Source organism: Streptomyces sp. NPDC047706, assembly GCF_043204795.1.
Classification (GTDB): domain Bacteria; phylum Actinomycetota; class Actinomycetes; order Streptomycetales; family Streptomycetaceae; genus Streptomyces.
Genome location: NZ_JBIDCW010000011.1, coordinates 143,446 through 156,305, shown reverse-complemented (window position 1 = coordinate 156,305; position 12,860 = coordinate 143,446). Strand labels below are relative to the sequence as shown.

At 72.9% G+C, this 12,860-nt stretch carries 11 protein-coding genes; 5 read left to right on the top strand and 6 right to left on the bottom strand.

Annotation, left to right across the window (positions count from 1 at the left end; translation table 11 throughout):
* Positions 1-142: 142 nt before the first annotated feature.
* The gene (locus ACGF8A_RS15835; protein ID WP_393108376.1) at positions 143-508 is read left to right on the top strand and encodes a nuclear transport factor 2 family protein; all 366 of its coding nucleotides are present in this window, start codon (positions 143-145) and stop codon (positions 506-508) included.
* 495 nt (positions 509-1,003) lie between these two features.
* Complete coding sequence (locus ACGF8A_RS15830; protein ID WP_393108374.1) at positions 1,004-2,104, top strand: XdhC family protein; 1,101 nt, start codon at positions 1,004-1,006, stop codon at positions 2,102-2,104.
* Between the two features lie 22 nt (positions 2,105-2,126).
* Here the strand turns inward: ACGF8A_RS15830 and ACGF8A_RS15825 are convergent, their stop codons facing one another.
* The 3 genes from ACGF8A_RS15825 to ACGF8A_RS15815 form a co-directional block, all read right to left on the bottom strand.
* Positions 2,127-2,627 (bottom strand): metallophosphoesterase family protein, encoded by a 501-nt coding sequence (locus tag ACGF8A_RS15825; protein WP_393108372.1) that lies wholly within the window; start codon positions 2,625-2,627, stop codon positions 2,127-2,129.
* A 78-nt stretch (positions 2,628-2,705) separates the two neighbouring features.
* Positions 2,706-2,885, bottom strand: a complete 180-nt coding sequence (locus ACGF8A_RS15820; RefSeq protein ID WP_365447675.1) for a hypothetical protein — start codon at positions 2,883-2,885, stop codon at positions 2,706-2,708.
* 91 nt (positions 2,886-2,976) lie between these two features.
* On the bottom strand, positions 2,977-3,330 hold the full coding sequence (locus ACGF8A_RS15815; protein WP_393108370.1) for a DUF6479 family protein: 354 nt from the start codon (positions 3,328-3,330) through the stop codon (positions 2,977-2,979).
* A 128-nt stretch (positions 3,331-3,458) separates the two neighbouring features.
* Here ACGF8A_RS15815 and ctaD point away from each other — a divergent pair, with 128 nt between their 5' ends.
* Positions 3,459-5,138, top strand: a complete 1,680-nt coding sequence (ctaD, locus tag ACGF8A_RS15810; protein ID WP_393108368.1) for a cytochrome c oxidase subunit I — start codon at positions 3,459-3,461, stop codon at positions 5,136-5,138.
* Positions 5,135-5,536: a cytochrome c oxidase subunit 4 gene (locus ACGF8A_RS15805; RefSeq protein ID WP_393108366.1), complete on the top strand. Its 402-nt coding sequence runs from the start codon at positions 5,135-5,137 to the stop codon at positions 5,534-5,536. The genes ctaD and ACGF8A_RS15805 overlap by 4 nt, the downstream gene beginning before the upstream one ends.
* Here the strand turns inward: ACGF8A_RS15805 and ACGF8A_RS15800 are convergent.
* The 3 genes from ACGF8A_RS15800 to ACGF8A_RS15790 form a co-directional block, all read right to left on the bottom strand.
* Positions 5,454-6,992, bottom strand: a complete 1,539-nt coding sequence (locus ACGF8A_RS15800) for a cytochrome bc complex cytochrome b subunit (RefSeq protein ID WP_393108364.1) — start codon at positions 6,990-6,992, stop codon at positions 5,454-5,456. The two genes, ACGF8A_RS15805 and ACGF8A_RS15800, sit on opposite strands and share 83 nt — an antisense overlap.
* A gap of 112 nt (positions 6,993-7,104) precedes the next feature.
* Positions 7,105-7,524, bottom strand: coding sequence for a CBS domain-containing protein (locus tag ACGF8A_RS15795; RefSeq protein ID WP_393108362.1), 420 nt, complete (start codon positions 7,522-7,524; stop codon positions 7,105-7,107).
* A gap of 78 nt (positions 7,525-7,602) precedes the next feature.
* The gene (locus ACGF8A_RS15790; protein ID WP_393108360.1) at positions 7,603-10,047 is read right to left on the bottom strand and encodes a SpoIIE family protein phosphatase; all 2,445 of its coding nucleotides are present in this window, start codon (positions 10,045-10,047) and stop codon (positions 7,603-7,605) included.
* A gap of 206 nt (positions 10,048-10,253) precedes the next feature.
* Between ACGF8A_RS15790 and lanKC the strand changes: the two genes are divergently transcribed.
* A complete protein-coding gene (gene lanKC / locus ACGF8A_RS15785; RefSeq protein ID WP_393108358.1) occupies positions 10,254-12,830 on the top strand; it encodes a class III lanthionine synthetase LanKC in 2,577 nt (858 codons plus the stop codon).
* Positions 12,831-12,860 lie beyond the last annotated feature (30 nt).

The following is a 12,860-nucleotide window of genomic DNA, read 5'->3' as shown; positions in this document are numbered from 1 at the left end:
GCCGGACACGGTCGGCCCAGTCCCCTCACCCGTCAGGCCCAGCCGCTGTTGCGCTTGCCGGGGCCGACGGGGCGGAGGAATCTCGTAGGAGAGGCCCCGGCGGCCCGCCGCCCGCGGGCCGCGGCTCTCGAAGGAGGTCACGATGGGTACTGCGGCCAGTCCCGCCTTCGACACCGAGACCCTGCGCCGGGCCGTGGAAGGCAATCCGAACACCCTGCTGTCCCTTTACGCCGACGACGCCGAAGTGCGGGTCGTCGACCACAACACCCAGCCCAGCCACCCACGGGTGCTGCACGGCCGCGACGAGATCAGCGCGATGCTCGACGACGTCTACAGCCGCGACATGACGCACCGGCTGGAGGAGTGCGTCGTCCAGGGTGACCGCGCGGCCTTCACCGAGTCCTGCGAGTACGCGGACGGGGTCCGGGTCTTCGCCGAGTCGATGATCAGACTCCGCGACGGCAAGATCACCGAGCAGACCATGATCCAGGCCTGGGACGAGCAGTAGCGGGACGACAGTTGCCGGCGGCGGTTGCCGGACGCGGGAGCCGGCGGCGGTTGCCGGACGCGGAGGCCGGCACGGGCCCGGTCGCCCTGCTCCGGCGCCGGCCCGGCGCGCCGTCGAGCGCACCGCGAAGCGCGCCGCCGCTGTCACTCCACTCCCGCCCCGGGACCTGTCGTCGGTCGTCCGGGAGGTGGACATCGTGCTCGCCGCCGTCGGCCCGCCCGCGGCCGCTGAACCCGGCACGCCGTGCCGGCTGACCGATTGCGGTCGGTGCGCGGCCGCTCGGGCACCGTGACACGGGACCCGGCGGGCGCGTAGTGGTCGAAGGCGCTGTCCCGCTCTCCCTGGCCCCGGGTCCGCCCCGGCAGCCGCTGCTCCAGGGCGTGCATCCGGGCCGAGGGCACCGTGCCCCGCTCGGTGACGACTGGTCGGGTGCAGTGCGGCAGAAGAGCTGCGGCGCGACAATGGATCAACGCTCAACCATGCGAGGGTCGAGGTATGCGTGACATTCTTCCGGCGCTGCACCAGTGGTACGGGGACTCGGCCCCGTTCGGCCTGGCCACGGTCGTGGGGGTGAGCCGCAGCGCACCGCGTGATCCAGGGGCGGCGATGGCCGTGGGACCGGGCGACGAAGTGGTCGGCAGTGTGTCGGGCGGCTGCGTCGAGGGCGCGGTCTTCGAGCTCGCCCAGGAGGTCGTGGCGAGCGGCGAGGCGCGCCTGGAGACGTTCGGGTACAGCGACGACGACGCGTTCGCGGTGGGGCTGACCTGCGGCGGCGAGATCACCCTGCTGGTCCGTCCGGTCACCCCGGAGCGGGACCCGGCGTTCGGGGCGGTCGCCGAGTCCGTCCTGGACGGCCGCCCCGTGACCGTGGCCACGGTGACCGACGGTCCGGCGCCGCGCGGGGCCACGCTCGCCGTGTGGCCGGACCGGGTGTCGGGCACGCTGGGCGCGCGCGGCCTGGACGCGGCGGTCACCGCCGACGCGCGCGGCGAACTCGCCCTCGGCGCCACCGGCGTACGGCACTACGGCCCGCACGGTGAGCGGCGCGAGGACGACGTCTCGGTGTTCCTGCACTCCTTCGCGCCGCCGCCGCGCATGCTGGTGTTCGGCGCGATCGACTACGCGGCGGCGGTGGCCCGCGTCGGCGACTTCCTCGGATACCGGGTCACCGTCTGCGACGCCCGCCCGGTCTTCGCCACGCCCAGGCGGTTCCCGCCCGGCGTGGAGGTCGTCGTCGACTGGCCGCACCGCTATCTGCGCGGCACCGTCACCGACGAGCGCACGGTGATCTGCGTGCTCACGCACGACCCGAAGTTCGACGTACCGCTGCTGGAGGTGGCCCTGCGCCGGCCTGCCGCGTTCATCGGGGCGATGGGCAGCCGCCGTACCCACGACGAACGCGCGAAGCGCCTGGCCGAGGCCGGGCTCACCGACGCCGACCTGGCCCGGCTGCGCTCCCCGATCGGGCTGGACCTGGGGGCCCGAACGCCGGAGGAGGTGGCCGTGTCGGTCGCCGCGGAGATCGTCGCGCTGCGGTGGGGCGGCAGCGGGACTCCGCTGACGGCGACCGCGGGGGCGATCCACCCGTCGCCATGACCCGTGGGCCGCGCGCCGGCCGTCAGCGCGGCGGCAGCCGGTGCAGGGTGACGTCCGTGAGCCGGCCGCCGGTGACGGTGGCGGTCATGTAGGTGCAGTGGGGCAGGCGGCGGCGGTCGGTCGGCGAGCCCGGATTGAGCAGACGCAGGCCGGTGGCGGCCGTCGTGTCCCAGGGGATGTGGCTGTGCCCGAAGACCAGCACGTCCAGCTCGGGGAAGCGGGCGGCGCAGCGGGCCTCGCGGCCCTGGGCGGCGCCGGTCTCGTGGACCGCGCCGAAGCGCAGACCGCCGAGTTCGGCGTAGGCCACCTCGGGGAGGCGGGCGCGCAGCTCGGGGCCGTCGTTGTTGCCGTACACGCCGATCAGCCTGCGGGAGCGGCTCTCCAGCAGGTCGAGGGTGGCCGTGTCGACCCAGTCGCCGGCGTGGAAGACGACATCGGCGTGCGCGACGCCGGCGAGCAGCGCTTCCGGCAGTGCCCTGGCGCGCTTCGGCAGATGGGTGTCGGACGTCAGAAGCAGGCGCACGGCCTCAGCCCCAGGGACGCGGCCGGTGCGGCCCTGAGCGCCGAGGGGGTCCGGGAACGACCCGGCGGCGCGCGTGCTTCAGTCCTCACCCCGCACGATGTTCCATTCCGGTGCCGTGTGCGAGGTCCGCGGACCGTCCGGACTCTCCACGGCGGGGAGCCAGGTGCGCAATTCGCTCTTCGCGCGCAGTCGGCGGGCCTTCGACCAGCCGGTTTCCAGCCGGCGGACGACGGGTTTGTCACTGGTGGACGTGGTCACGACGCAACCTCTTCCCTCTGCGTCCCCTCGTACGAGTGTACGGAACAGATGACCGGGTCTCCATGGTCGCCGCCGGTAAACGCCGCGCCGCTCAGGCGCCGGGCCCGCCGCTGCCGAAGGACCCGCTGGAACCGCGGTTCCAGCGCGGCCGGCGCTGGTCGCCGCTGGGCATACCGCCGGAGGGCCTGAGGTCGTGGGGGGTGAGGCGTTCGTCCTGGCCCACCTCGTGGGGTGCGCGCTGTTCGCGAATCTCGTGGACCGCGCCGTCCGCCGGGAGCCTGGGCTGCTCGTGGGGCCTGGGCGTCCTCGGCTCGCGCTTGCGCACCTTGATGCCCAGCAGAACGGCCCAGATCAGTGCACCGGTGACGATCACGCCACCGACGAGGACCGCGACGAACCCGGCGACGGAACCAGCTGCGGCTACTTCGTAAGCGGTGAGGTTCATGCGCCCCGAGTACCCGGGCACGCGCGGTGAATGACTCCAGCCGGTCCCCAGGTGGCCGAGCACAGGGCGTGGCGTGACCGGTACCCCCGGCCACGGCGATAGCGTCGCCGCGGCCGGAGAGGAGGACGATGACGGAGCTGTCGCAGGACGCCCGGCCGGCCCGGCGGCGCACGGCGCACGGACGTCCGGGTGCCACGATGCTGCGCTGGGCCACCACGACCGATCACAAGGTGATCGGGCGGCTGTACATGGTCACCGCCTTCTGCTTCTTCCTCTTCGCCGGGCTGCTCGCCATGGCGATGCGCGCCGAACTCGCCGCGCCGGGCATGCAGTTCATGACCGAGCTCGGCTACAACCAGCTCTTCACGATCCACGGCACGATCATGATGCTGCTGTTCGCGACGCCGATGTTCGCCGGGTTCGCCAACGCCGTGATGCCGTTGCAGATCGGCGCCCCGGACGTGGCCTTTCCCCGGCTGAACGCGCTGTCGTACTGGATGTTCCTCTTCGGCGGGCTGATGGTGGTCGCCGGATTCTTCGTGCCGGAGGGCGCGGCGGCCTTCGGCTGGTTCGCCTACGCACCGCTGAACACCGCGGTCTTCTCACCCGGCGCCGGCTACGACCTGTGGGTGATGGGCCTGGTGGTGACGGGCGTGTCGACGACTCTGGGCGCGGTGAACTTCATCGCCACGATCCTGTGCCTGCGCGCGCCGGGCATGACCATGTTCCGGATGCCGATGTTCACCTGGAACATCCTGTTCACCTCGATCCTCGTCCTGCCCGCCTTCCCGGTCCTGACGGCGGCGCTCCTCGCGCTGGAGTCGGACCGCAAGTTCGGCTCGCACATCTACGACGCGGCGAACGGCGGTGCGCTGCTGTGGCAGCACCTGTTCTGGTTCTTCGGTCATCCCGAGGTGTACATCGTCGCGCTGCCGTTCTTCGGGATCATCACGGAGATCATCCCGGTCTTCTCCCGCAAGCCGCTGTTCGGCTACCTGCCCATGATCGGCGCGACCATCGCCATCACCATGCTGTCCGCCGTCGTATGGGCCCACCACATGTTCGCCACCGGCGGGGTACTGCTGCCGTTCTTCTCGCTGATGTCGTTCCTGATCGCCGTGCCCACCGGGATCAAGTTCTTCGCCTGGATCGGCACCATGCACCGCGGCTCGCTGTCCTTCGAGACGCCGATGCTGTGGGCGTTCGGCTTCCTGGTGTCGTTCCTGCTGGGCGGGTTGAGCGGGGTGCTGATCGCCTCGCCGCCGCTCGACTTCCACCTCACCGACTCGTACTTCATCGTGGCGCATCTGCACTACGTGCTGTTCGGCACCGTCGTGTTCGCGATGTTCGCCGGGTTCTACTTCTGGTGGCCCAAGTTCACCGGCAGGATGCTCGACGAACGGCTGGGCAAGCTGCATTTCTGGCTGCTGTTCCCGGGATTCCAGCTCACCTTCCTCGTCCAGCACTGGCTCGGCGAGCAGGGCATGCCGCGCCGCTACGCCGACTATCTGCCCGGTGACGGCTTCACGCTCCTCAACGCCCTGTCGTCCGCCGGAGCCTTCCTGCTCGGCGTCTCCACCCTGCCGTTCCTGTACAACGTGTGGCGCACCGCCCGGTACGGCAGTCAGGTGACCGTGGACGATCCCTGGGGCTTCGGACGCGGTCTGGAGTGGGCCACCGCCTGTCCGCCGCCACGGCACAACTTCGCCGCGCTGCCCCGCGTGCGGTCCGAGTCCCCGGCGTTCGACCTGCACCATCCGCAGATCGCCCGGCGGCGTCAGCTCAGGAGGGGGGAGCAGACGCGATGAAGACGGAGTCGTTGCTGTTCGGGGTCGTCACGCTGTTCTTCGCGGGCATCGCCGGACTCTACGGCGCCTGGTCCGAGGAGCCGGCCGGCACGGCGCTGCTGGTGATCGCGTTCCTGATGGGGGGCGTGGTGTCCTTCTTCAACGCGGTGCAGTACCGGCGCAAGGGGCGCCGCCCGCAGGACCGGCTCGAAGCGGAGGTCGCCGACGCGGCCGGGCCGCTGGAGTTCTTCCCCGACGAGAGCCCGTGGCCGATCGTCACGGCGCTGGGCCTGGCTGTGGCGGCGACCGGCGTGGTGTACGGGCTGTGGCTGTTCCTCATCGGTCTCGCCGTTCTGTCCCGGGGGGTTCTTGGTCTGGTGTTCCAGTACGCGCGTCGGGATGCCGGTCAGCAGCAGTGAGCTCCGGGCGGGGCGCTCCGGGCCGGAACTCGCCGACCGGCCGGTGCCCGCTCTCGTAGGCCCCCTCGACGGTCTGCCGTACGTCACCGGTCGGCACCCCCTCCCGCAGCCGCTCCTCCTCCGCCCGGAGCAGGGCGTGGCAGAGCCGCCGCGTGATCACGAACGCGAGGATCGGACCCAGTACCAGGGCGATGCGCAGGATCCAGGTCAGCGCGTTGACCGAGAGCCGGAAGACGAGCGCCACCACGTCGTTGCCGCCGGCCAGCAGCAGGACGCCGTAGAAGGTGACGCCGGCGACGCCGAGGGCGGTGCGGACCGGGCGTTCCCGCGGCCGGTCGCACAGGTGCTGCTCCTGCTGGCCCTCCCCGGTCAGCCGCTGCTCCACGAACGGGTACAGGTACAGGACGAGGAACAGCAGCGCGGGCAGGACGACCGCCGGGAGCAGCACGTTCCACATCAGGGTGTGGCCGAGGACGACCGTCTCCCACGGCGGTACGAGCCGCAGCGCGCCCTCCAGAAAGCCGACGTACCAGTCCGGCTGGGCACCGGTCGAGACCAGATCGGGCCGGTAGGGCCCGTACGCCCAGATCGGGTTGATCTGGGCGAGGCCGCCGAGCACCGTGAGCAGGCCGAACGCGATCAGGGACAGGCCGCCCGAGGTGGCGGTGAACTGGGGGTAGAACGGTTTGCCGACGGCGTTCAGGCGGGTGCGGCCCGGTCCGCGCCACTGGGTGTGCTTGAGGTGGAAGACCAGGATCAGATGCAGGGTGACCAGGGCGATCAGCGCCCCGGGCAGCAGCAGGACGTGCATGACGTACAGGCGGGTGACGATGTCGTCGCCGGGGAACTCCCCGCCGAACGCGAACATGCTCAGGTAGGTGCCGACGACCGGGATCGACAGCATGATGCCCTGGGCGATGCGCAGCCCGGTTCCGGACAGCAGGTCGTCGGGGAGCGAGTAGCCCGCGAAGCCCTCGGCGAGGGCGAGCACGAACAGGGTGACGCCGATGACCCAGTTGAGTTCGCGCGGGCGCCGGAAGGCGCCGGTGAAGAAGATCCGCAACAGGTGCACGCCGATGGCGGCGACGAAGACGAGGGCCGCCCAGTGGTGGGTCTGGCGCAGCAGCAGGCCGCCGCGGACGTCGAAGCTGATGTCGAGGGTGGAGTCGAAGGCCGCCGACATCCGCACACCGCGCAACGGCGCGTAGGAGCCGTCGTAGACGACCTCGGTCATCTCCGGTTTGAAGAACAGCGTCAGCCACACGCCCGTGAGCAGCAGCACGAGCAGGCTGTAGAGCGCCAGCTCTCCGAGCAGGAACGACCAGTGGTCGGGGAACGCCTTGCGCAGCAGGCCGCCACCCTCGTGCACCGGCAGCCGGGCGTCCGCCGCGTCGGCGAGCCGGGACCCCCGGGAAGGAGGGCGCCGCCGGGCCGCCGCCTGGTCGCCTCCTGCCATCGCACGCCACCTCCGGCCACCGCCCGCACCGTCCCGTGCTGTCCATCCCCCGCCGGGACGGAGCCGAGCGCCCGCAGGGCGTGAAACACCCCTTTCGGGGGTGTGCGGCGGGCTACTCGGTGGGCCTGGCCACGCTGATGTCCCCGAGCGCCGACTCCGGGTCGCGCTCCATCGCCAGGTCGCCCAGCGAGACGATGCCCACGGCGTGGTCCTCGTCGACGACCGGGATGCGTCGAACGGCGTGCTCGCGCATGAGTTCCACCGCGTGATCCAGTTCCTCGTCGGGCCGTACGGTCACGAGGTCGTCGGTGCACGCGGCGGCCACGGTGATCTCGTCGGCGTCGCCGCCGTCGGCGATCGACCTCACCACCAGGTCGCGGTCGGTGACCAGGCCGCGCAGGTGGTCGCCGTCCGTGACCAGGACGGCGCCGAGGTCCTCGTCGCGCATGATCCGGGCCACCGCCGCGACGGACGTCTGCGGTTCGACGGTCACCGGGTCCGAGGTCATGATGTCGCGGACGTACTGGGTCATGAGGTGCCTCCTCGTTCGGCGTCCACGTCTGGTGTCCTCGGCTCCGAGTACCCGGGGCGGCCACGACGGCACGTGCGCTCAGCGGTCCAGGGCGATCTCGCTCCACACCTGCTTGCCGCCGCTGGCCGGCACCGTGCCCCAGGCCGCCGACAGGGCCTCGACGAGGAGGAGGCCGCGGCCTCCGGTGGCCTCCCAGCCGATGCTGGTGGGTTTGACGGGGGTGCGCGGCGAGGTGTCGGCGACGGCGAGCCGCAGCCGGCTGTCGACGAGGGTGAGGTCGAGGCGGACCGGGCCGTCGGTGTGCACCAGGGCGTTGGTGACGAGTTCGGAGACGATGAGCAGGATGGCGTCGAGGTGCGCGGTCACGCCCCAGGCGCGCAGGGTGCGCCGGGTGAAGCGGCGGGCGTGCCGGACGGCCTCCGGGACCCGCCAGACGGTCCACGTCTCGCGCAGCGGGTGTACGTCCATCCCGTCGTAGCGCATGAGGAGCAGGGCCACGTCGTCGCCGCGGTGCGCCTCGCCGAGCAGGCCGTCGGCGACCGTGCCGAGATGGGCGGGGTCGCAGGCGGCGAGCCGCCGGGCCAGGTCGGCCATGCCCTCGTCGATGTCCGACTCGGCGCTCTCGACCAGGCCGTCGGTGGTCAGGGCGATCAGCGTGCCGGGCCGGAGCCCCAGCGGGGTCATCGGGAAGTCGGCCTGGGCCAGCACGCCGAGCGGGGGGCCGCCCTCGGCCTCCGCGATCCGGGTGCTGCCGTCGGGGTGGCGCAGTACCGGTGGTGGATGTCCGGCGCGGACGCACCAGGCGGAGCCCTCCTCCATGTCGACGTCGACATAGGCGCAGGTGGCGAAGAGATCGGTCTCCATGCCGACGAGCAGCCGGTTGGCGTGCGAGACGACCACGTCCGGCGGGTGGCCCTCGACGGCATAGGCGCGCAGCGCGGTGCGCATCTGGCCCATCAGGGTGGCGGCGGCCGCGCTGTGGCCCTGGACGTCGCCGATGACGAGGGCGACGTGGTTGTCGGCCAGCGGGATCACGTCGTACCAGTCGCCGCCCACCTCCAGGCCGGCCGTCGCGGGCAGATAGCGGGCGACGGCGACCGCGCCGGGCAGTGTGGGCAGGCGGCGCGGGAGGAGCTGGCGCTGGAGCATGCCGACCAGCTCGTGCTCGGCGTCGAAGGCGCGGGCCCGCATCAGGGCCTGCCCGGCGAGGCCGGCGGACGCGGTGAGCAGGGCGCGTTCGTCGGGTCCGAAGTCGTGCGGGCGGTCCCAGCCGATCAGGCACGCGCCGGTCATCCGCCCCGCGGCGGGCAGTGGGAGGACGGCGAGGCCGCCGGGGCCGACGTCGGCGAGCGCGGGTTCGAGGGCGGTGCCCGCGGGCCAGATCTGGGCGCGGCCCTCGCGCAGCGCGGCGGCGAGGGTGGGCATGGCGCGCACCGGCGCGTCGGGCCATTCGGTGCGCCACTCCAGGCGCCACAGCTCGGGCCAGGCCTCCGGTTCGGGCGGGTCGAGAACGGTGACGACGAGCCGGTCGTGCTCCAGTTCCGCGAGGGCGATCCGGTCGGCCCCCAACGGCCGGCGCAGGGCGGCGACCACGGCCTGGCTGACGTCACGGACGGTGCCCGCGGTGGACAGGGCGGCGGCCAGGCGCTGGACCCGGGCCACGTCCGTCACCTCGGTGCGCAGCGTGGAGGTGTCGTCGACCGTGCCCGACAGCCGGGCCGGGACGCCCTCGCCGCCGGGCATCAGGCGGCCGCGCAGCCGGAGCCACTTGGGCGGTCCGCCGGGCTGGAGCACCCGGAACTCCAGTTCGCGGTCGCCGATGGTCATGTGGTCGGCCTCCACGACGGACATCAGCGACGGCAGGTCCTCCGGCACGGTGCGGCCGAGCAGCGTCTCGACATGGCCGTCGAACTCGTCCCGGCCGATGCCGAACAGCTCCAGGATGTCGTCGCCGACCTGGAGCCGGCCGGTGTCCATGGCGAGGCTGAACGCGCCCGGCGGGAGCTCACCGCCGTCGGGGGCCGGGGCCGGGGCCGGGCCGGCGACCGCGCCGGCGATCAGCTCCAGGCACTTGCGGTCCTCGGTGTCGAAGCCGTCCCGGCCCTCGCTCACGGCGAGCAGGCAGCCCGCACCGCCGTCGCGGCGGGCGGGCAGCGCGGCCAGGGAGAAGTCGCGCGCGGGGGTGCGGCGGGACTCCGCGCGGTCGGCGAGTTCGCCCGCCCCTAGCCAGACGGGGCGCCCGGTGCGGTGGGCGTCGGCCACCGGGGAGCTGCCCGTGAGCGGATAGCCGTCGCGCAGGCCGTACACGGTCCTGGGCACGCCGGCCGAGTCGGCCACGCACAGCACCTCGCCGTCGTCGCTGGGCGTGTAGAAGCCGGCGAAGGCCGCCCGCGCGAAGACCAGCGCCTGTTCGAGCGCGCGATGTGTGCGTTCGGGGGTGTCCGGGTCGGCGAGGAGCGCCGCGAGGGCGTCCTCGGCACGCAGCACCCTCGCCCTGCGCCCGGCAACGCCCTCACTGACCACGTCCGTATTACAGCGCTAATGAACGCTGCGCGCAGCCCCTGTGAACGCGGCACGGCCGCCGGACGGCCCGCTGGGCGGGCGAATGCTCGAAACAGACCGAACAGGTATTGACGCATGCGTACCGCACGGCCGTCTCGTGACAGGCGTGACTGTCCGGGGCCGCCCGCCGGCTGGAAGGCTCGTGGCCGGTCACCGAGGGGGAGTGCATGGACAAGCGGTACGAGGTGTACGCGCTGGCGGACAGCCACTTCTACGACACGCCCGACCGGCTCGCAGGGGACGGCGGGCCGCTGTACGAGACGGCCCGCCGCCCGGCACCGGACGGCTGGACGGCGGTCCGCACCGGCGACTGGCTGGCGCTGACGCCGCTCGGACCGGACGGCGGACCGGCGGCCGGACCCAGCCAGGGCTGGAAGATCCACGCCTCGGCGACCAGGGCGGACGCGGACCGGATCGCGGCGATCGTGTGGGACTACTGCGTGCCCCGGCGCATCCCGTTCAAGTTCGTCCCGGCCGCCCACCTGCTGCACCTGCGCAACGCCAAGTACGCCCCGCGCGACGGCAGCGGCAAGTTCGTCACCCTCTACCCGGCCGACGAGGAGCAGCTGCACGAGGTGCTGCGCGAGCTGGGCGAGCTGCTGAAGGGCTTCGAGGGGCCGTACATCCTCACGGACCTGCGCTGGGACGACGGCCCGCTGTACGTCCGCTACGGCGCCTTCGCGCGTACCTACGTCGTCGACGAGCGCGGCTCGCTGGTGCCGGCGGTACGGGACGGCGAGGGCACGCTGGTGCCGGACCGGCGGGCGCCGTCCTTCCAGGTGCCCGGCTGGGTGACGCTCCCCGCCTTCCTGGAACCGCAGCTCGCGGCGCGCAACACCACGACCGTCGGCGACCTGCCGTACCGGATCGACAAGGCGCTGCACTTCTCCAACGGCGGCGGGGTGTACGTCGGCACCGACACGCGCGACGGGCGCCGGGTGGTGCTCAAGGAGGGGCGGCCGCACGCCGGGCTGGCCGCCGACGGGGCCGACGCGATCGCCCGGCTGGAACGCGAGAAGGACGCCCTGGAGCGGGTGGCGGGCACCGGGGTGGTACCCGAGGTGCGGGACTGGTTCACCCTCGGCGACCACCGGTTTCTGGTGATGGACTTCGTCGAGGGGCGGCCCCTCAACTCCTTCTTCGCCGAACGGCACCCGCTGCTCGGCCCCGATCCGGACCCGGAAGCAGTCGCCGCGTACACGGCGTGGGCGCTGCGCATCCACGGGGCGGTCGAGCGGGCGGTCGAGGCGGTGCACGAGCGCGGGATCGCATTCAACGACCTGCACGTCTTCAACATCATGGTGGCCCCGGACGAGGAGACGGTCCGGCTGATCGACTTCGAGGCCGCCGCGCCCGTCACCGACAACGGCCGCCAGATCGTCGCCCACCCCGGCTTCTTCGCCCCCACGGACCGCCGTGGCACCGACGTCGACCGCTATGCGCTGGCCTGTCTGCGCCTCGCCCTGTTCCTGCCGGTCACCACCCTGTTCGTGGTCGACCGGGGCAAGGCGGCCCATCTGGCGGACGTGATCGCGCAGCAGTTCCCCGACGTGCCCAGGAGCTACCTGGACGAGGCGGTCGCGGAGATCACCCGGGGCGCCGCCCGCCCGCCCGTGTCCACGCCGCTGGTCAGCCCCGGGGACTGGCCGCACAGCCGCGACTCGATGGTCAAGGCGATCCTCGCCTCGGCCACCCCGGAACGCACCGACCGGCTCTTCCCCGGCGACATCACCCAGTTCTCCGACGGCGGCGGCCTCTCTCTCGCGCACGGCGCCGCCGGTGTCCTGTACGCGCTGGAGCGGACCGGCGCCGAACGGTACGAGGAGGGTGAGCGCTGGCTGCTGGCCCGCACCGACCCGCCTGCCGCGGGCACGCCGCTCGGCCTGTACGACGGTCTGGCGGGCGTCGCCCTGGTGCTGGACCTGCTCGGCCACCGCACGCGGGCCCTCGACCTGATCGACGTCGTCCTGCGCGAGCGCTGGCAGCGGCTCGCCTCCGACCTGCACGGCGGACTGGCCGGACTGGGCCTGGTCCTCGGCCACCTGGCGCACACCACAGGGGAGCGGCGGCTGGCCGAGGGGGCCGAGGAGGCCGCCCGGATCCTCGTGGGACGGCTCGCCGAACCGCTGCCCGACACCCCGCGCCGGCGGGCCGGGCTGCTGCGCGGCATGAGCGGACCCGCGCTGTTCCTGCTGCGCCGCCACGAGGAGACCGGCGAGCGGGAACTGCTGGACGCGGCGGGGACGGCCCTGCGCAGGGACCTGGACTGCTGCGTCGTGCAGAAGGGTGGCTCGCTGGAGGTCGACGAGGGCTGGCGGACCATGCCGTACCTCGGCGACGGCAGTGCGGGCCTGGGCATGGTCCTCGACGACTACCTCGTCCACGCCGCCGACGACGACGGCGCGTTGGAGCGGGCCCGCGCCGGCATCCTCACGGCCGCCACCTCGCGCTTCTACGCGCAGCCCGGGCTGTTCCAGGGCCGCGCCGGAATGATCCTGCACCTCAGCCGCACCACCGCCCCGGGCGCCGGCCGGGCCCGGCTGGACGCACAGGTCGCCGGGCTCGGCTGGTACGCGATGGCGTACCAGGGCCAACTGGCCTTCCCCGGGCACCAGATGATGCGGCTGTCCATGGACCTCGCCACCGGAACGGCGGGCTGTCTGCTCGCGCTCGGCGCCGCCCTCGGCGATCCGGCCGCCGTGCACCTGCCGTTCCTGCCGCCGCCCGGACGGCGGCCCTCATAGACGCGGCCGCGCAATCCCGCGCAGTCGTGA